The organism is Nocardiopsis sinuspersici (genome assembly GCF_001998325.1).
Taxonomy (GTDB): domain Bacteria; phylum Actinomycetota; class Actinomycetes; order Streptosporangiales; family Streptosporangiaceae; genus Nocardiopsis; species Nocardiopsis sinuspersici.
Genome location: NZ_MCOK01000001.1, coordinates 2,871,598 through 2,890,353, shown reverse-complemented (window position 1 = coordinate 2,890,353; position 18,756 = coordinate 2,871,598). Strand labels below are relative to the sequence as shown.

At 72.7% G+C, this 18,756-nt stretch carries 14 protein-coding genes; 10 read left to right on the top strand and 4 right to left on the bottom strand.

All coding sequences use genetic code 11. The features are described from left to right. Together NOSIN_RS12410 and NOSIN_RS12405 are read left to right on the top strand one after the other, a co-directional pair. On the top strand, positions 1 to 588 hold the full coding sequence (locus NOSIN_RS12410; protein ID WP_077690890.1) for a PH domain-containing protein: 588 nt from the start codon (positions 1 to 3) through the stop codon (positions 586 to 588). After that, entirely contained in the window at positions 588 to 2,453 is a 1,866-nt protein-coding gene (locus NOSIN_RS12405) for a PH domain-containing protein (protein WP_077690889.1), read from the top strand. The genes NOSIN_RS12410 and NOSIN_RS12405 overlap by 1 nt, the downstream gene beginning before the upstream one ends. Before the next feature lie 58 nt (positions 2,454 to 2,511). Here NOSIN_RS12405 and sepH read toward each other — a convergent pair whose 3' ends face one another. Then, positions 2,512 to 3,855 carry a septation protein SepH gene (gene sepH, locus NOSIN_RS12400; RefSeq protein WP_077690888.1) on the bottom strand — a complete coding sequence of 448 codons (1,344 nt, stop codon included), beginning with the start codon at positions 3,853 to 3,855 and terminating at the stop codon, positions 2,512 to 2,514. Positions 3,856 to 4,451: 596 nt separating this feature from the next. Between sepH and NOSIN_RS12395 the strand changes: the two genes are divergently transcribed. Further along, on the top strand, positions 4,452 to 5,447 hold the full coding sequence (locus NOSIN_RS12395; RefSeq protein WP_077690887.1) for an ICP22 family protein: 996 nt from the start codon (positions 4,452 to 4,454) through the stop codon (positions 5,445 to 5,447). 94 nt (positions 5,448 to 5,541) lie between these two features. Here NOSIN_RS12395 and NOSIN_RS12390 read toward each other — a convergent pair whose 3' ends face one another. Next, positions 5,542 to 6,840 (bottom strand): D-arabinono-1,4-lactone oxidase, encoded by a 1,299-nt coding sequence (locus NOSIN_RS12390; protein ID WP_077690886.1) that lies wholly within the window; start codon positions 6,838 to 6,840, stop codon positions 5,542 to 5,544. 144 nt (positions 6,841 to 6,984) lie between these two features. On the opposite strand from NOSIN_RS12390, the gene NOSIN_RS12385 reads away from it, so the two are divergent. From NOSIN_RS12385 to NOSIN_RS12375, 3 genes are all read left to right on the top strand, one after another. Further along, a complete protein-coding gene (locus NOSIN_RS12385) occupies positions 6,985 to 8,004 on the top strand; it encodes a ferrochelatase (RefSeq protein WP_077690885.1) in 1,020 nt (339 codons plus the stop codon). A 281-nt stretch (positions 8,005 to 8,285) separates the two neighbouring features. Next, positions 8,286 to 10,322 carry a S9 family peptidase gene (locus NOSIN_RS12380; RefSeq protein WP_077690884.1) on the top strand — a complete coding sequence of 679 codons (2,037 nt, stop codon included), beginning with the start codon at positions 8,286 to 8,288 and terminating at the stop codon, positions 10,320 to 10,322. Between the two features lie 98 nt (positions 10,323 to 10,420). Continuing rightward, the gene (locus tag NOSIN_RS12375) at positions 10,421 to 11,245 is read left to right on the top strand and encodes an inositol monophosphatase family protein (protein WP_077690883.1); all 825 of its coding nucleotides are present in this window, start codon (positions 10,421 to 10,423) and stop codon (positions 11,243 to 11,245) included. Positions 11,246 to 11,346: 101 nt separating this feature from the next. Here NOSIN_RS12375 and NOSIN_RS27205 read toward each other — a convergent pair whose 3' ends face one another. Beyond that, on the bottom strand, positions 11,347 to 11,511 hold the full coding sequence (locus tag NOSIN_RS27205; protein ID WP_170293641.1) for a hypothetical protein: 165 nt from the start codon (positions 11,509 to 11,511) through the stop codon (positions 11,347 to 11,349). Positions 11,512 to 12,202: 691 nt separating this feature from the next. Between NOSIN_RS27205 and NOSIN_RS12370 the strand changes: the two genes are divergently transcribed. From NOSIN_RS12370 to NOSIN_RS12360, 3 genes are all read left to right on the top strand, one after another. Then, complete coding sequence (locus tag NOSIN_RS12370; RefSeq protein ID WP_077693558.1) at positions 12,203 to 12,856, top strand: response regulator transcription factor; 654 nt, start codon at positions 12,203 to 12,205, stop codon at positions 12,854 to 12,856. Continuing rightward, positions 12,853 to 14,076 carry a sensor histidine kinase gene (locus NOSIN_RS12365; RefSeq protein ID WP_077690882.1) on the top strand — a complete coding sequence of 408 codons (1,224 nt, stop codon included), beginning with the start codon at positions 12,853 to 12,855 and terminating at the stop codon, positions 14,074 to 14,076. Before NOSIN_RS12370 ends, NOSIN_RS12365 begins: the two co-directional genes overlap by 4 nt. 1,051 nt (positions 14,077 to 15,127) lie before the next feature. Next, positions 15,128 to 15,424 (top strand): DUF4193 domain-containing protein, encoded by a 297-nt coding sequence (locus NOSIN_RS12360; RefSeq protein WP_017572625.1) that lies wholly within the window; start codon positions 15,128 to 15,130, stop codon positions 15,422 to 15,424. A 213-nt stretch (positions 15,425 to 15,637) separates the two neighbouring features. Here NOSIN_RS12360 and NOSIN_RS12355 read toward each other — a convergent pair whose 3' ends face one another. Next, a complete protein-coding gene (locus tag NOSIN_RS12355; RefSeq protein ID WP_077690881.1) occupies positions 15,638 to 15,916 on the bottom strand; it encodes a DUF4235 domain-containing protein in 279 nt (92 codons plus the stop codon). 207 nt (positions 15,917 to 16,123) lie between these two features. Here NOSIN_RS12355 and valS point away from each other — a divergent pair, with 207 nt between their 5' ends. After that, positions 16,124 to 18,700: a valine--tRNA ligase gene (gene valS, locus NOSIN_RS12350; protein WP_077690880.1), complete on the top strand. Its 2,577-nt coding sequence runs from the start codon at positions 16,124 to 16,126 to the stop codon at positions 18,698 to 18,700. Positions 18,701 to 18,756: the final 56 nt, after the last annotated feature.

Genomic DNA, 18,756 nt, shown 5'->3' with positions numbered 1-18,756 from the left:
ATGAACACCCCGCCGCACGAAGCCGCCCCCGGCCCCGGAGAGGCACCGGAACCACCCGGGCCCGACACGGGGGAGACCGCACGCCTGCGTCCACCGCTACACCGCGTGAGCGGACGCGCGATCGGGGTGTGGACCGTCCGTCTGCTGCTCGCCAGCGCGTTCACCCTCGCCCTGGCCTGCGCGCTCGCCTGGGGCGCCTCGTCGCTGGGCTGGGCGTGGATCCCGGCGTGGGCGCGGGACAACGCCTGGCTGCTGCCGGCCGTCTACGCGGTGTACGCCCTGCTCAAGGTGGCGATCGTGCCCTCCTGGCGCTACCGGGTGCACCGCTGGGAGGTGGCCGACGACGTCGTCTACACCCGGACGGGCTGGGTCAGCCGCTCCTGGCAGCTGGTCCCGGTCAGCCGGCTTCAGACGGTCGACCACACGCAGGGATGGCTTGAGCGGATGTTCGACGTGGCGACGCTGGAGGTGCAGACCGCCTCCTACGCCGGGTCGTCCACGATCGAGGGACTGGACGAGAAGGAGGCCCGCCGTCTGAGCGAGGAGCTGGCCGTACGCGCCGGAGCACTGCGGGACGACGCGACCTGATGGACGGACACGAGAACCACGCGCACCCGGACGATCCCGGCCACGGACGCCCGGACGGCTCCGGCCCCGGCGGCTGGGTCGCCCCCGGCGGTGCTCCCCGAGACGCCTCCGAGGACGCCCCCGGCAGTCCCTCCGAGAACGCGTACGACGGGCCGGACCGCGCTCCCGCGGGGGAGGGGCCGCCGCCCGAGGACCCGCGGGAGGCGGGTGAGCGGCCCGGCGCCCCCCGCGACTGGTGGGGAGGGCAGGATACGGGCGCCCCGGTTCCCCCGGGGACCGGGCACGTCCGCCGGCTCAGTCCCCGCAGCATGGTCGTGGGCCCCATCAACCAGCTCAAGGGCCTCCTGCTGCCGATCATCGTGGGCCTGGTGGTCGGCGGGTTCAACGCCTGGGTGCTGGCCGCCACCGGCGCGACCGTCGTGGCCCTGCTCGTGGGCGGGTTCGTCACCTGGAGGACGACCCGCTACGAGGTCGCCGAGGACCGGCTGGAGATCCGCAGGGGGCTTGTCAGCCGGTCCCGGCGCACCATCCCGCTGGAGCGGGTGCGCGGCGTGGACGTCACCAGTACCCTGCTGCACCGGCTGCTGGGCGTGGCCGTGGTCCGTATCGAGGCCGCCGCGGGGTCGGCGGGCGCCACCGAGGACGGCAAGCTCGACGCCGTGCGGGCGGCCGAGGCCGACCGGCTGCGGCGGGTGCTGCTGCACCGCCGGGCGGTGCTCACCGGCCGGAGCCCCGAGGCGGCCGCCGCGCCCTCCGGGGAGGACGCGCGGACGGACACGGGGGAGGAGCACGGCGGTGCTCCGGCGGCCCCGGAGGACGACACCGTCACCCACTTCACCATGCCGCGCTCGTGGTACCTGTACGGGGCGCTGAGCCTGGGTTACCTGCTCACCCCCTTCGCGGTCCTGGCCACCCTGTCCGGTGTGGTCCAGCAGTCGGCCGGCGAGCTGGTCTCCGACTACGTCGTGGACTGGGTGACCGGCTCCGACCGCGGGTTCCTGCTGGTCTCCGCGGTGGTCTTCGCCGGTGTGCTGGTACTGCTGATGCCGGTGTTCGCCGTGGTCTCCTACTCCCTCACCCACTGGGGCTTCACCCTCAAGGAGCGCGACGGCTCCCTGGTCGCCGAGCGGGGCCTGTTCACCCGGCGCAGCGTGACGCTGGAGAAGCGCCGCATCCGCGGGTACGAGCTCCTGGACAACCCGCTCGAACGCACGCGCCGCACGGTACGGCTGCGTGCCGTCGTCACCGGGCTGGGCGACACCGCCAACCGCGCGGTGCTGCTGCCGCTCGGCCGCAGGGAGGTGGTCGAGGAGGTCGTGGACCGTGCGCTGGCCCTGTACCGGGGACGTCTGGACCGCCATCCGCGGGCGGCCCTGTACCGCCGCCTGACGCGTGCGGCGGGGCCGTTCGTCCTGGTCCTGGGAATCGCCCTGGCCGTGGACATGGCCTGGCTGGCCTGGGTGTCGGGGGGCCTGGCGGTACTGGGCGCCGTCGTGGGGGTGGACCGGTACCGCTCCCTGGGCCACGGCTACGACGGCGAGCGGGTGAGCGTGCGCTCGGGTTCCCTGAGCCGGAGCCAGGCGACGGTGGAGCGGTCGGCCGTGATCGGCTGGACCTGGACGCAGACCCTCTTCCAGCGCCGCTCCTCCCTGGCCGACCTCCAGGTCACGGTCGGCGCGGGCGCGGGCGGCTACACCGCCCAGGACGCCTCGCAGGCGGGGTCGGTGGCCTTCGCCGCGCGCGTCACCCCCGAGATGGTGCGCCCGTTCCTGGCCGGTGCCGGGCCGTCCGGTCCGGGAGACCGGGACCGGGAACCGGAGGGCCGGGGCCGGGAACCGGAGGGCCGGGGCCGGGAACGGGGCTGAGGCACACGGAAGGGGCGGCCGCGCCCCCGAGGCGCGGCCGCCCCCTCCTGCTCCGGTCCTACTCGTCCTTCTTGGAACCGAACATGATCTCGTCCCACGAGGGCACCGAGGCGCGGCGGCCACGGCCCTTGCGCTTGGGCGCGGCGTGCTCGGAGCCCCCGTTGGCGGCGGCCGGGACCGCGGCCGCGGGCGGCTGCTCCGCGGCGCGGCGCGGCGTGCCGGTGTCGTTGAGGTCGATGGTGGCCCTGCGGCGGCGGGGCGCCGGACGCGGCTGGGCCGGGCCCTCGGCGGCCGGTGGGGCCGCCTCGGGCTCCGCGGGCCGGGCGGGACGGGTCTCGTGGGGCCACTCCGGCGCCGGGCGGCGCTCGGGGCGTCGGGGCCGCTCCATGGGCTCGGTGTAGGCGGTGGGACGCTGCTCGGGCTCGGGCCACCGCTCGGGCTCGGGGCGGCGGCGCTGGTCGACGGGCTCCGGACGCTGACGGCGCTGGTCGACGGGCTCGGAACGGGGCGCCGGACGCTCGGCGGGCCGCTCCACGCGCGGCTCCGAGCGCCACTCCCCCTCCCGGGGGTGGCGCTCGGCCATCCGGCCCGCGTCGCGGTACTCGGCGGGCGCGGGACGCGCCTCGCCGAACCGGTCGTCCTCGGCGCGGCCCGTCGGAGCGGGGCGCAACGGCTCGTCGGGGGACACGTCGGAGGAGCGGCGGCGGGGAACGGCGTGGTCGGGGCGGCGCTCGGCGGCCGACTGGGCGTCGATCCGGGGCAGGTCGGTGGCGGACTCGGCACGGCGCGGGGCGAAGGGCGTCACGTTCGCGCCGGGGGAGGGTACGGGGTCGGACGAGGAGAACAGCGCGGCCTCCTCGTCGGCGGGGGTCACACTGTTGTGTCTGGGCTCGTAGAGCCAGTGGGCGACGCGCTCCTCGCCACCGTCCATGAAGACGAGCTTGAGCTGCCACGAGCGGTCCTCGCGCTTCCACGAGTCCCACGCCGCGTCGCCGGTCTCCAGTTGGTGCGCACCGATCCTCTTGGTGACCAGTTCCTCCAGGGAGGGGCCGGGAACGGCGTCGCCCTGCGCGCGCACGCTGGCGCGCTGGGCCTGTTGGGCGATGTACTCGCGTTCCTGGAGGACGGGGCCCTCGAACCAGCGGACCCGCTCGATTGGTATACCGGAGATCTCGGAGATGGCCTCCGCGGTCTCGCCGGACCGGATGCGGGCCTGGATTTCCTTGGGGCGCAACGGATTCTCCACTTCGATCTCGTACTGGCCGAGCCGGGAGAACTGGCCGCGTACTGCGGCTCGGAGGCGGTCGTCGACGGGCAGCATGAAGCGGGTTCCACGGCCGGCGCTGGCGAGCACCAGGTAGGTGCCGTCCTCGCTCACGGCCACGAGGCGAAGCTCGTGCATCGCCCTCCCTTTCGCGTCCCGTCGAGGGTAGGTCCCACGACCGACCCCCGCGTTCTCCAAGTCTGGTCGGCCGACAACTGTTCGGCCAGTACCGCGCCCGGCATGTCCGAACTGTGTGCCCGCCTCCCGATCCGCGGCGTGTGCCGCGGTGGGAGATGCCCCGGATGTCCCGGAGCCCTCACGGTCGCTTCTTTGCCAATCTTGACACGCCGACCCTTCGGCGACCGGGAGCGATCGCGGGGGAATGTCGCCGATCCCGCGCGAAGTCTCCGCCGTGATGGTATCCCGCACACCTCGAATCCCCCCAGGTCTGGGAAAAACTCCGATCTCGGACCGCTCCACAAGCAGGGGTGTCCTCCGGAGCGCAACCCGACACGCCGACGCGCGCCGGAGAGTGATGCTTCTTCGTTGATGGCGTTATCGGAAAGTTGTCGCCCTTAACCTTGGTTATCCGCCTATGAGCGAAATGTGAAGGTTGGGGCCTGTGGGGCTGTATGCCCCACCACACGCCCATTCCGCTCTCGCCAGTTCCCGTCGCGCCTGTGTGCGCCCGAAGAAGCCGCGCCCGTGCGCGCCCGAAGAAGGGGGACGACCGGATGGGTCGGACCGGACACCACGACGACCACGAGGAGGGGGAGGAGGAGCGCGGCAGGAAGCGGATCGACCTGAGCGCGGCCCAGGTCGCCGGAGCCGCCGGCGCGACACTGGCCGCGGCCACCGCCGCCTCCTACCTGAACGTGTACGGCACCGTCATCGGCGCCGCCGGCATGGCCGCGCTCAGCACCCTCGTCAGCCCGCTGTTGCAGCACTGGTTCTCCCGCAGCGGCGAGCAGGCCCGGCAGCTGGCCGGAAGGGCCAGGACCGCCGGCCGCACCGGGCCACCGGTCCCGCACGCGCCGGGAGCGGCGGTCGCTCCGCTCCCCGAGGGGATCTCCGAGACCGGACTGCTGCGTGAGGTCGCCGAGACCGATGCCCCCACCGAGGGTTCGGACGCCACGGGCGCCGACGCCCCCGGTACCACCGCGCACCTCCTCGTGGCCGGCCGGGACGCTGCGGACCCGGACGGCGCCGACGACGGGCCGCGGGCCCGGGGGAGGGGCGGCCGTCGGCGCGGATGGCGTTCCATGGTGGTCCCGGCCGTCGCGGTGTTCGTCCTGGCCATGCTGGTGATCCTGGTCTTCGAGCTGTTCACCGGGCGCTCGCTGACCTCTTGGACCCGGGGCGCCGACGAGGCCACCGCACCCACCCTGTTCGGCGGCACCACCTCCGCGCCCCCGGCCGAGGAGAGCGGGTCCGAGGACCCCGACACCACCGGTGAGGCCACCGAGGACCCGGCCCCACAGGGAGAGGACGGCACCTCCGGCGCCACCGAGCCCCCCGCCACCGCCCAGCCGACCGAGCCCGCACCCGGGACCGGGGCGCCCGAGGACGGCGGCACCGAGACGAGCCCCGCGCCCACCGGCCCGCCCGCCGAGGAACCCGGGGGTCCCGTCGAGCAGGCCCCCGACACCGGGACCGGCGGGCAGGGCGGCGGGCAGGGCGGTGAGGAGGCCGTTCCGGCGCCCGAGCCTCCCGCCCCTCCGGAGGAGTGATCCCGCGCACCGGTCCCGCGGGGACCGCGCACCGGTCCCGCCCCGCCCGCCCCCTCGCGACGGGCGTGGCCGGTCGGGGGCGGGCCCCGGCCGCTCAGTCCAGGACGCGCTCCAGGTAGGCGTTGGCGAACCTGCGCCCGGGGTCCACCCGCTCCCGCACCGCCAGGGCCTCGTCCAGCCTCGGATAGACCCCCTCCAGATAGGAGCGGTCCCGGGTGTGCATCTTGCCCCAGTGCGGACGCCCGCCCACGGAGGTGAACACCGCCTCCACGTCGGCGAAGTAGGCCTCGTACGGGGTCCCCTTGTACATGTGCACCGCCACGTAGGCGGTGTCGCGGCCGTAGGCGGTGGACAGCCACACGTCGTCGGCCGGGGCGAAGCGCACCTCCACCGGAAAGCTCACCCGGTGCCCGCCCCGGTCCACGACGGACCGCACCTCGCGCAGGACGTCCACCAGGTGCTCGGCGGGGACCGCGTACTCCATCTCCACGAACCGCACGTCGCGCACCGAGGCGAACACCCTGTGCGAGGCGTCGGTGTAGTCGCGCGCCGACAGCGCCCGCGAGCTGATCCGGTTCACCGCGGGCACCGCGCCCGGGAAGCGCCGGCACACACGGTTGACCCCGTCGAAGAGGGTGTTGGACAGGAACTCGTCGTCCAGCCACGCCCGGAAGGGCGGCAGCGGCCGGGCCGGGCCCGCGCTGACGTTGTTGCGCTTGGTGTTGGTGTTGCCGGTGTGCGGGAACCAGAAGAACTCGAAGTGGTCGTTGTCCGCGCGCAGCTCGGGCAGGCGCTCCAGCACCTCCTCCAGCCGCATCGGCTCCTCCCGCGCGTGCAGCCGGAACGCCGGGCGCACCGCCATGGTCATCGCGGTGACCACGCCGAAGGCGCCCAGGCCGACCCGCGCCGCGTGGAAGAGGTCCGGATCGTGCTGTGCTGAGCACTCGACCACCGAGCCGTCGGCGAGCACCATCTCCATGCCGACCACCTGGCTCGCCAGGCCGCCCGCGTCCCGGCCGGTGCCGTGGGTGCCCGTCTGCACCGCGCCCGCCATGGTCTGCACGGCGATGTCGCCCATGTTGGCCAGGGCCACACCGTGTCCGGCCAGCACGTCGTTGAAGTCGCACAGGGGAAGGCCCGCCTCGACCGTCGCGGTGCCCTCCGCCGGGTCGACCGAGCGCACCCGGGTCAGGGAGGTGGGGGACAGGAGCAGGCCGTCGGTGACGGCCACGTCGGTGAAGGAGTGCCCCGTACCGACCATGCGGACCCGCAGGTCCTCGTCGGCGGCCGAGGAGACCGCCGCGGCGACCTCCGCCGTGCTTCCCGGGGCCGCCGTGCGCTTGGGACGGGCCTGGTGGGTGCCCGCCCATGTGTGCCACAACACGTCTGTCATGCCGTGACATTACCGAGCGGTCACTTGTGTGGCCAGAGGCCCGGGCACCGGGTGCGCGGCCCGGGACGGAGGAGGCCAAGACCACAGGACACGGACACGGGAGGCCGTGTGGGCGGGTGCGGACGAGCTGGTTTCATAAGGCGTATGAGCTACTACGACGCGTTTTTGCTGATCTCCTTCGGCGGGCCGGAGGGCGAGGACGAGGTCATCCCGTTCCTGGAGAACGTCACCCGAGGACGCAACATCCCCCGGGAGCGGCTCGCCGAGGTCGGCGAGCACTACTTCCTCTTCGGCGGAGTGAGCCCGATCAACCAGCAGTGCCGCGACCTGCTCGCCGCGGTCACCGACGACTTCGCCGCCAACGGGATCGACCTGCCGATCTACTGGGGCAACCGGTTCTGGGCCCCGATGCTCACCGACACCCTCGCCCGGATGAAGGAGGACGGCGTGCGCCGGGTACTGGCGCTGCCCACCTCCGCGTACTGCAACTGGTCCAGCCGCACCGCCTACGAGGAGGACGTCGCCCGCGCCCGCGCGGCGCTGGGCGAGGACGCCCCCGAGGTGGACCTCGTCAGGCCCTTCTACGACCACCCCGGATTCGTCGAGCCGCTGGTCGAGCACACCCGGGCCTCCCTGGCCGCCCTGCCCGCGGAGCAGCGCGAGGGCGTGCGCCTGCTCTTCTCCGCGCACTCCATTCCCACCTCGATGGCCGAGGCCAGCGGCGGTCCCGGCCACGGCTTCGGGCCGGCGGGCGCCTACGGTGCCCAGTTGGCGGAGGTGGCGCGCCTGGTGGTGGAGCGGCTCGGCCGCGAGTACCCCCACGAGCTCGTCTACCAGAGCCGCAGCGGCCCGCCCAGCCAGCCCTGGCTGGAGCCCGACGTCAACGACCGCATGGAGGAGCTGGCCGCCGAGGGCGTGCCCGCCGTGGTCGTGATCCCGCACGGCTTCGTCTCCGACCACATGGAGGTCAAGTTCGACCTCGACGTGGAGGCCCGCGAGACCGCCAAGAAGCTCGGTATCGGCTACGAGCGCGCGCTCAGCCCCGGCACGCACCCCGCGTTCGTGTCCATGGTGACCGACCTGGTCCGCGAGTACACGGAGCGGTCGGAGCCCCGGCGCCTGAGCTCCCTCGCCCGGTGCGCCGACTGCTCCTGCCCGGCCTGAGGCGGCGGTTCCCGGGACGGTGGCCGGGAACCGTCCACAGCTTCGAGGAGGGGCTTTCGTCCCACCGCGCGCCGGGCCCATCCTGGTGGAGGGGAGGGGCCTCGCGGCTCCCGCCCCGGAGCCGCTGTGCGGGGGTGAGGCCGAGCACATCGATCCGGCGTGTGGGAAGCTGGGTAAACACTGCTGACGCTGCTCCGGGGGTGGACGAGGGATCCAGTCGCCCCGGGCCCCGCCCGACAGTGTCCGCCCAGATCACAAGTCGACGTTCAGGAGTATGTGTCTTGGTTCGTTCCTGGTATGAACTGCCGGAGTACGTCCGACTCCGCCGTGTCAACGGACTGCGCCTCTCACCGGACGGAACCCGTCTGGTCGCGCCCGTCAGCGGCATCGCCCCCGACTCCAAGTCCTTCCGGGGCGCCCTGTGGGAGATCGACGTCCTCCCCGAAACCGAGGGAGGGCGCGCCCCCAGGCGCCTCACCCGCTCAGCCAAGGGCGAGGGCGGGGTCGGCTTCCTGCCCGACGGCTCGGTCCTGTTCACCAGCGGCCGCCCCGGCCCCGAGACCAAGGCCGAGGACAGGGCCGGGGCCTCCCTGTGGCTGCTGCCCGCCGACGGCGGCGAGGCCCGCCAGGTCGCCTCCCGTCCCGGGGGCATCGGCTCCTTCACCGTCGCCCGCGACTCCGGGCTGGTCGCCCTCACCTGCGACACCCTTCCGCGCAGCACGGACGAGGAGGCCGACCAGGAGGCCCGCAAGGCCCGCGAGGAGGCCGGGGTCACCGCCATCCTCCACGAGACGCTGCCCGTCCGCTCCTGGGACAGCGACATCGGCCCGGACCACCCCCGCCACCTCGTCGCCGAGCCTCCGGCCGACGACGAGTCCCGCCTCGGCGACCCCAGGGACCTGACCCCCGACGCCGGGACGGCCCTCCTGGGCGCCGGCGCCGCGCTCACCCCCGACGGCTCCCTGCTGATCACCGAGTGGCGGGTGCCCGTCGGCCGTGGCTCCCAGCGCTCCGACATCGTCGCCATCGACACCGCCACCGGCGAGCGCCGCACCCTGGCCTCCGACCCCGACCACGAGTTCAGCGGTCCGCTCGTCTCCCCGGACGGACGCCACGTCCTGCTCTCGCGCGACTTCGAGGGCGACTACGACGGCGAACCCCGCGACGAGACCGTCTGGCTCGTCGACCTGGCCACCGGCCGGGGCCGCGACCTGCTCCCCGGACACGAGCTGTGGCCGCGCGACCTCGCCTGGGCCGCCGACTCCGGAGCGGTGTTCGTCGCCGCCGACGAGAACGGTCGCCGCCCCGTCTTCCGGATCGACCTGGCCGACGGCGCGGTCACCCGCCTCACCGGCGACCATGGCGCCTACAGCAGCCTCAACCCGTCCCCCGACGGCCGGTACGTGTACGCGCTGCGCGACGCCTGGGACGCCCCGCACGCGCCCGTGCGCCTGGCCGCCGACGCCGCCGACGGGCGGCCCGAGTACCTGCGCACGCCCGGGTCCGAGCTGACCATGCCCGGCACCCTCACCGAGATCGAGACCACCGCCGACGACGGCACCCGTGTCCGCGCCTGGCTGGTGCTGCCCGAGGAGGCCTCGGCCGAGTCCCCCTCCCCGCTCATGCTCTGGGTCCACGGCGGCCCCTACATGAGCTTCAACGGCTGGTCCTGGCGCTGGAACCCGTGGCTGCTCGCCGCGCGCGGCTACGCCGTCCTGCTGCCCGACCCCGCCCTGTCCACCGGCTACGGGCAGGACATGCTCCGCCGCGCGTGGGGCAGGTGGGGGCCGCGCACCTTCGCCGACGTCATGGCCATCACCGACGCGGCCGAGGCGCGCGAGGACGTCGACGCCGAGCGCACCGCCATGATGGGCGGCTCCTTCGGCGGCTACATGGCCAACTGGATCGCCGGGCACACCGACCGGTTCCGGGCCATCGTCTCCCACGCCTCCCTGTGGGGCCTGGACGGTTTCAGCGGTACCACCGACCACCCGCCGGTGTGGGAGCACGAGTTCGGCACCCCGCTGGACCGCCCCGAGCGCTACACCCTGAACTCGCCGCACCTGCACGCCGACAAGATCCGTACCCCGATGCTCGTCATCCACGGGGACAAGGACTACCGGGTGCCCATCTCCGAGGGCCTGCGCCTGTGGCGCGACCTGCTGCTGCACGAGGTGGACGCCAAGTTCCTGTACTTCCCCGACGAGAACCACTGGATCCTCAGCCCCGGCAACGCCCGGATCTGGTACGAGACGGTCTTCGCCTTCCTCGATCACCATGTGCACGGCAAGGAGTGGAACAGGCCCGGCCTGCTCTGAGCCGCCCGTGACACGGCCGGGTGCCACGGGGGCACCCGGCCCGGACCCGCGTGCGGGGCGTCCCGCACGGCACCGCGCCACGACAGGGAGGACATCCAGTGAGTACCACCGACGCCGCATCCGACCGGGAGAGCCTGCGCGACCTCGCCGTGAGGGTGGCGACGGAGGCGGGGGAACTCGCCAGGGAGGGACAGGCGGGCATCACCGTGCTCGACACCAAGTCCAGCCCCACCGACGTCGTCACCAAGATGGACCAGGCCACCGAGGACCTCATCCGGACACGCCTGCTGGCCGAGCGCCCCGGCGACGCCGTCCTGGGCGAGGAGGGCGGTGAGGAGGCCGGTGACGGGAGCGGCACCAGCGGGGTGCGCTGGGTCGTCGACCCCATCGACGGCACCGTCAACTACCTGTACGGCCACCACGACTGGGCAGTGTCCATCGCCGCCGAGGTCGACGGTGTGGTCGTGGCCGCCGCGGTGAACGTCCCCCGGCGCGGTGAGATGTACGAGGCGGTGCTCGGCGGGGGCGCGCGCCTCAACGGCCGGACCCTCCAGGCCCCGCCCGCGGTGCCGCTGGAGCAGGCCCTGGTCGCCACGGGCTTCGGATACCGCTCCGAGCGCCGGGTCCACCAGGCCAGGGTCCTGCTGGAGGTGATCCCGCGCGTCCGCGACATCCGGCGCGGCGGTTCGGCGGCCGTGGACCTGGTCGGACTGGCCTCGGGACGTGTCAACGCCTACTACGAGCGCGGGCTCCACGTCTGGGACTGGGCCGCCCCCGGCCTGGTCGCCGGTGAGGCCGGCCTGCGCGTGGGAGGACTGCACGGGAGGCCGCCCGGCGAGGACCTGGTCATCGCCGGGCGCCCGGAGCTCTACGAGGCCCTGCAGGAGCTCCTGGAGCCGCTGGGAGCCGACACCGACGGCTGAGGCGGGCCGGTCCCGCACGTCTCGGGCCCGGACGCGCGTCCGGGCCCGGACACACGGAAGGGCGCGGTGGGAGGCCAGGTCCCACCGCGCCCTTCCGTCAGCTAGGCGCAGGTGTTGACGCCGTTGCGAGCCGCGATGCGGTAAAGGTCCTCCAGCTCCGACGCATGCGTGTCGGCGAGGAAGTCGTCCCCCTCGGCCTGAGCGGCCTGGAACGACCGGTAGGTCTCGTTGATGCGGACCTTGATCTCCGCGAGGAACTCGCCCATTGCACCTCTTCCAGGGGTAGGCACCGGAACACGGCCGTGTACCGGTGCGGAATCCGTCCGCGCACGCCGCGGCGTGTGCATGATCGAAGTAGTCACGTCCCTGTGACATGCGTGCGCGTCGCGGTCCGGCCCGGGGCCGGTGTCCACGCGCGCATCTTCTACCTGTACCGCACCGTGATCCTCGCCAAACCCCCACCCCCGGACGAAATCCTTCCGTGACCTCCTCCGCGGCCGGCCCCGCACCGGGGGAGGACCCCGCCGCGGGGGCCTGCGCGGGGGTGCGCGTGCCGGCCGTCCGGACCGGGCGGGGTGTGGGACGGCCAAGCAGCGGGCAAGGGTGTCACATGACACATTTGCCCGTGAGGGCTTGCTGCTTACTTGTTTCTTATTCTTGATGTGTCAGATTTGAGACGTGCGGGGTTAAGTCGCTGCCGACGGTTGGGGGATTCGCCGGCAGCGACTCCCCGCGCTCAGGGGAGCAGTGAAGCTCCCGGTTCGGCGCCCGTGTCCGCACGGGGCGAGGAGAGCGGCCAGGTTCACGGAACCGCCGCGACGGGTTTACCGTCTCCTTACCCCGGCTGTGGGACAACGGATGACGCGGCCGGGACCAAGAACGCCGCTGCCGGTGTGTTGGGGGATGCGCCGGCAGCGGCCCCCCTCTCTCTCCCGACCCATGCTTGAGAAGGACAACGTGCGCGTACTCGTGGTCGAAGACGAACAGGTCCTGGCCGACGCGGTGGCAGTCGGACTGCGGCGCGAGGCGATGGCGGTGGACGTGGTCTACGACGGGGACACCGCGCTGGAGCACACCGCGGTCAACGACTACGACGTGGTCGTACTCGACCGCGACCTCCCCGGTGTCCACGGCGACGAGGTCGCCCGCACCCTCGTCCAGGAGAGCTACAACGGCCGCATCCTGATGCTCACCGCCTCCGGCGGCGTCCAGGACAAGGTCGAGGGCCTGACCATCGGCGCCGACGACTACCTGGCCAAGCCCTTCGCCTTCGCCGAGCTCATCGCCCGGGTACACGCCCTGGGCCGCCGGTCCGTGCCCCCGCTGCCCCCGGTCCTGGAGCGCCACGGCATCACCCTCGACCCGGCCAACCACCGTGTGCACCGCGACGGCCGCGAGATCCCCCTCACGCCCAAGGAGTTCGCCGTCCTGCAGGTGCTCATGCGCGCCCAGGGAACGGTGATCAGCGCCGAGGGGCTGCTGGAGAAGGCCTGGGACGAGAACGCCGACCCCTTCACCAACGTCGTCCGCGTGACCGTCATGACCCTGCGCAAGAAGCTCGGCGACCCTCCCGTCATCCAGACCATCCCCGGCGCGGGGTACCGGCTGTGACACCGTCGGACCGCTCCGAACCGGAACGCGGGGAGCCCGCCCGGCCCGCCGACACCGGTACGTGGCGGCGCCTGAACGCCGCCGTGCCCGAGGACGGGGAGCGCTCGGCCGCAGCCGAGCGGGTACACCGCTTCACCGACAACCTCAGCCTGCGCGCACGGCTCACCCTCATCTACGGGATGCTCTTCTTCGCGGCGGGTTCGGTCCTGGTCCTGGTCAACTACCTGATCGTCGCGGTCCTGCTCAACGCGCTCCTGGACGAGGACACCGCCTCGGAGCTGATCACCCACCGCTACCTCATCGACGAGGTCCTCACCCACGTCACCCGGTTCTCCCTGCTCGCGCTGTTCCTGGTGGGCCTGCTCGCGGTCGCCCTGGGGTACGCGGTGGCCGGAAGGGCGCTGTCCCCGCTACAGAAGATCACCCGCATCGCCCGCCGCCTGTCGGAGCGCTCCCTGCACGAGCGCATCGCCCTGTCGGGGCCCGACGACGAGATCCGTGAGCTCGCCGACACCTTCGACGGCATGCTGGAGCGTCTGGACCGCGCCTTCGACGGCCAGCGCCGTTTCGTGGCCAACGCCTCACACGAGCTGCGCACACCCCTGGCGATCAACCGGACCCTGCTGGAGGTGGCGCTCAGCGCCCCCGACGTCTCCCCCGACCTCAAGAGCGTCGGACAGACCCTGCTGGAGACCAACGCACGCCACGAACGCCTCATCGACGGCCTGCTCTTCCTCGCCAGGAGCGACCGCGAGCTGGAGGTCCGGGCCAGGGTCGACCTGGGCGAGGTCGCCGGGACGGTGCTCAGCCAGTTGGAGGGCGAGCTGTCCGGGTCGGGCCTGAACCTGCGCCAGGACCTGCGTCCCGCCCCCGTGGTCGGCGACCCCGTCCTGCTGGAGCGGCTCGTGGGCAACCTCGTGGAGAACGCCCTCAAGTACAACGTCCGGGACGGTGACATCACCGTTCGCAGCGGCATGTACGAGGGCATGCCGGCGGTCCAGGTGGAGAACTCCGGCAAGGTCATCCCGGCCTACGAGATCGAGGGGCTCTTCGAGCCGTTCCGCCGCGGCTCCGGCGACAGGGTCGGCTCGGGCCGCAGCGCCGGCCTGGGGCTGTCCATCGTCCGGTCGGTGGTGCGCGCGCACGGGGGTGTGATGACCGCCTGGCCGCGTTCCGGGGGCGGTCTCGTCGTCACCGTCTGCCTTCCCGTCCCGGACTAGGCCGTGCTTCCTTGAGGCCGCGCTGCGCCTCGCCTGGTACCCGGACGCCGCGGGCACGGGAGTCCTCGGTCCCCGCGGTGCGCCCGCCCGTACCTCACGGACGCACCCGCGGGGCCTCCGGCGGCCCCGCTGTGTTGTCCTTGAGGCTGCGCTGCGCTTCGCCTCGTGCTCGTGCGCCGCGGGTACGGGAACCTTCGGTCCCTGCGGTGCGCCTGCTCGTTCCTCGCGGGCGCACCTGCGGGACCTCCAGAATCCCGTCGGCGCCCTCGCTGTGTCGTCTTTGAGGCTCCGCTGCGCTTTGCCTCGTGCTCGGGCGCCGCGGGTACGGGAACCTTCGGATCCTCCGGTATGGCGGCTCGTTCCTCGCAGCCCCACCTGCGAATCCTCCAGAACCCCGTCGGCGGCCTCGCTGTGTCGTCTTTGAGGCTCCGCTGCGCTTCGCCTCGTGCTCGGGCGCCGCGGGTACGGGAACCTTCGGATCCTCCGGTATGGCGGCTCGTTCCTCGCAGCCCCACCTACGAATCCTCCAGAACCCCGTCGGCGCCCTCGCCACCCCCGGCGGCACAGGACCGGTCCACCGGACAGAACCCGGCCCCACGGGGCCAGGCTGCGTTCTGCCGTACTTCGTGGTATCTATACGTGTCCGAAGACACGCCCACCCGTGTCACGGGGGCCGGACTCGGGTGTGTATGCTTCCCCGGGCGTGGACCCGGAGAGAATGCCTCCTGACGTGGGCATGTCCTGGTTTTCGCCCACTCATGGGAAGCAATCCGCGTTTTGTCCCGAATGGGTGAAGCGGGTCTTCCAGGTCTACGAGGCGCCCGGCGTTGGGTAGTACACAGGGGGACCGATCCTTGGGCGGTAGCCGCGCGTGGCCGTCTCCGGTCACGGACCCGTAAAAGTACTGCTGACCTGTGGATGGTGACCCGGGAGGGGACACGGTCCGCCGACATCGGGAAAACTCATCGGCCGAATCGGGCACAAACGAAGGTCTCTCAAGCGTTACACCCGCGCGACGAGGCACTGAACGAGGGGGATGGAGTTAGCAGAGATGGCCACCGACTACGACAGCCCGCGCAAGACTGACGAGGACATCAACGAGGACAGCCTCCAGGAGCTGCAGGCGCGGCGCGTGGACAAGGGCACCGGCACGATCGACGTCGACCCCGACGAGGTAGCCGAGGGCATGGAACTGCCCGGTGCCGATCTGTCGGGCGAGGAACTCGCGGTGCGCGTGCTCCCGCGCCAGGCCGACGAGTTCACCTGCTCGCGCTGCTTCCTGGTACACCACCGCAGCCAGCTCGCCGAGCAGCGTGCCGGCCAGCTGGTCTGCAAGGAGTGCGTCTGAGCGGACGGGACGGCCCCTGAACCGGTCCCGTCCCGCCGGCTTCCGCCCGCGCGGGCGGACACCACCGCGTCCAGGCGCGTCCGCGGACGCGCCTAGCACCCCCTGCCGCGGCTCCCCACCCGGGAGCGGCGCGGAAACGACGGCGGACGGCCGACCACACCCCGGTGCGGTCGGCCGCCCGCCGTCGTCATGGGCGCGGTGCGGGTCCCGGTGTCAGATGTCCAGTTCCTCGGGACCGGCACCGACCAGTTTCGCGCGGGCGGCGCGTACGGCCAGCACCCGGGCCACCTCCGTGCCGACACCGGCCATCACGGCCCAGCTCAGCGCGCGGCCGAGGCTGATGTCGGGGGAGTCCACGTCCGTGGGCGGCTCCTCACCCGTCACACGGGCCCAGGTAAAGTTCAGCGCCTTGCGCATGACGAACTGCGCCGCGAGCCCGGACGCGACACCGATGAGCGCGGGGACGATGTCACCGCCGTCCTTCTTAGCCATCGAATCCTTCACCGTTTCCGTTGGGGTGGACGAGGATGCGCGTACGGCGCACACCCTCCCGTCCGTACGGGGAGATACTTTCATGCCCGCTCTCCGAACGCGCGGGCCAACCCCGCACGCCGGCGCCGCGGGGCGGGGTTCCCGACCCCCGGGTGAGGGCCGGGAACCCGGAGCGATCACGGTCCGAAGAGCATTACCATTGCCCCCATGACCAACCGCTCTCATTCCTTCCGCATGCCCGACAAGCCTTCGCTGGACGGTATCGAGGCGAAGTGGGTCGACGTATGGGATGAGTCCGGCGTCTACCACTTCGACCGCACGCGCAGCCGCGAGGACGTCTACTCCATCGACACCCCGCCGCCCACGGTCTCGGGTTCGCTGCACATCGGCCACGTGTTCTCCTACACGCACACCGACACCGTCGCGCGCTTCCAGCGCATGAACGGCAAGGCCGTCTTCTACCCCATGGGCTGGGACGACAACGGCCTTCCCACCGAGCGCCGCGTCCAGAACTACTACGGCGTGCGCTGTGACCCCTCGGTCCCCTACGACCCGGACTTCCAGCCGCCCGCCAAGCCCGACCCCAAGCGGCAGATCCCCGTCTCCCGGCGCAACTTCATCGAGCTGTGCGACACGCTCACCGCCGAGGACGAGAAGGTCTTCGAGTCCATCTGGCGCCGTCTGGGGCTGAGCGTGGACTGGCGCCACACCTACGCCACCATCGACGGCAACTCCCGCGCCGCCGCCCAGCGCGCCTTCCTGCGCAACCTGGCCCGCGGCGAGGCCTACATGTCCGAGGCCCCCACCCTGTGGGACGTCACCTTCCGCACCGCCGTCGCCCAGGCCGAGCTGGAGGACCGCGAGCGCCCCAGCGCCTACCACAAGGTCGCCTTCCACAAGCCCGACGGCGCCCCGGTCCACATCGAGACCACCCGCCCCGAGCTGCTGGCCGCCTGCGTCGCCCTGGTCGCCCACCCCGACGACGAGCGCTACCAGGACCTGTTCGGCACCACCGTGCGCACGCCGGTCTTCGGTGTCGAGGTCCCGGTCAGGGCGCACCGCCTCGCCGACCCCGAGAAGGGGTCGGGCATCGCCATGATCTGCACCTTCGGCGACACCACGGACGTCACCTGGTGGCGCGAGCTCCAGTTGGAGACCCGACCCATCATCGGCTGGGACGGGCGTATCATCGCCGACCCGCCCCGGGGCCTGGAGAGCGGGCCCGGCCGCGAGGCCTACGACACGCTCGTCGGCGCCACCGTCCACACCGCGCGCGAGCGCACCGTGGCCCTGCTGCGCGAGAGCGGCGACCTGGTGGGCGAGCCCGCGCCGATCACCCACCCGGTGAAGTTCTACGAGAAGGGCGACAAGCCCCTGGAGATCGTCACCACCCGCCAGTGGTACATCCGCAACGGCGGGCGGGACGAGGGCCTGCGCCAGCGGCTCATCCAGCGCGGCCGCGAGCTCACCTGGCACCCCGAGCACATGCGCGCCCGCTACGAGAACTGGGTCGGGGGGCTCAACGGCGACTGGCTGATCAGCCGCCAGCGCTTCTTCGGCGTCCCCTTCCCCGTCTGGTATCCGCTGGACGCCGACGGCAACCCGCGCTACGACGAGCCCATCGTGCCCGCCGAGGACCAGTTGCCCGTCGACCCCAGCTCGCAGGCGCCCGAGGGCTACACCGAGGACCAGCGCGGGCGGGCGAACGGTTTCATGGGCGACCCCGACGTCATGGACACCTGGGCGACCTCCTCGCTGTCCCCGCAGATCGCCTCCGGCTGGGAGCGCGACCCGGACCTGTACGCCCGGGTCTTCCCCATGGACTACCGGCCGCAGGGCCAGGACATCATCCGCACCTGGCTGTTCTCCACCGTGGTCCGTGCCCACTTCGAGAACGGCACCCTGCCCTGGAGCACCACCGGCATCTCCGGTTGGATCCTGGACCCGGACCGCAAGAAGATGTCCAAGTCCAAGGGCAACGTCGTCACCCCGCTGGCGCTGCTGGAGAAGTACAGCTCCGACGCGGTCCGGTACTGGGCGGCCAGCGGGCGGCTGGGCACCGACACCGCCATGGACGAGGGCCAGATGAAGGTCGGCCGCAGGCTGTCCATCAAGATCCTCAACGCCAGCAAGTTCGTCATGTCCGTGGCGGGTGAGGGCGCCACGTCCGACCCCGCGCGGGTCACCCAGCCGGTGGACCGGTCGATGCTGGCCGCGCTGGCCGACGTCGTGGAGGACGCCACCGCCGCCTTCCACGCCTACGACCACACCCGGGCGCTGGAGCGCACCGAGCGCTTCTTCTGGGACTTCTGCGACGACTACCTGGAGCTGGTCAAGACCCGCGCCTACGACGTGGACTCCGCTGAGGGCGCCTCCGCCCGCACCGCGCTGCTCATCGCCCTGGGCGCCCTGCACAAGCTCTTCGCGCCCTTCGTGCCCTTCGTGGCCGAGGAGGTCTGGAGCTGGTGGCGGGAGGGCTCAGTCCACGCACAGCGCTGGCCCGAGACGGCCGAGTACCGCGCCGCGGCCGCCGACGGGGACCCGGCCGTCCTGGCCGCGACCGCCGAGGTGCTGCGCGCCGTGCGCAAGGCCAAGTCCGAGGCCAAGCTGTCCATGCGGGCCGAGGTCGAGCGCGTCAGGGTGGCGGGCAAGCGGGTCGAGGCCGCACGCGCCGCCAGCGGCGACCTCGCCGCCGCGGGCCGAGCCGCCGGGATCGACTTCCACGCCACCGACGACGCCGAGCTCACCGTCGAGGTGACCCTGCCCGAGTCCGTCGAGGAGTAGTCGAAGCCCCGAAGCGGGCACCGGGGCGGCGCCGGAGGAATCCGGTGCCGCCCCGC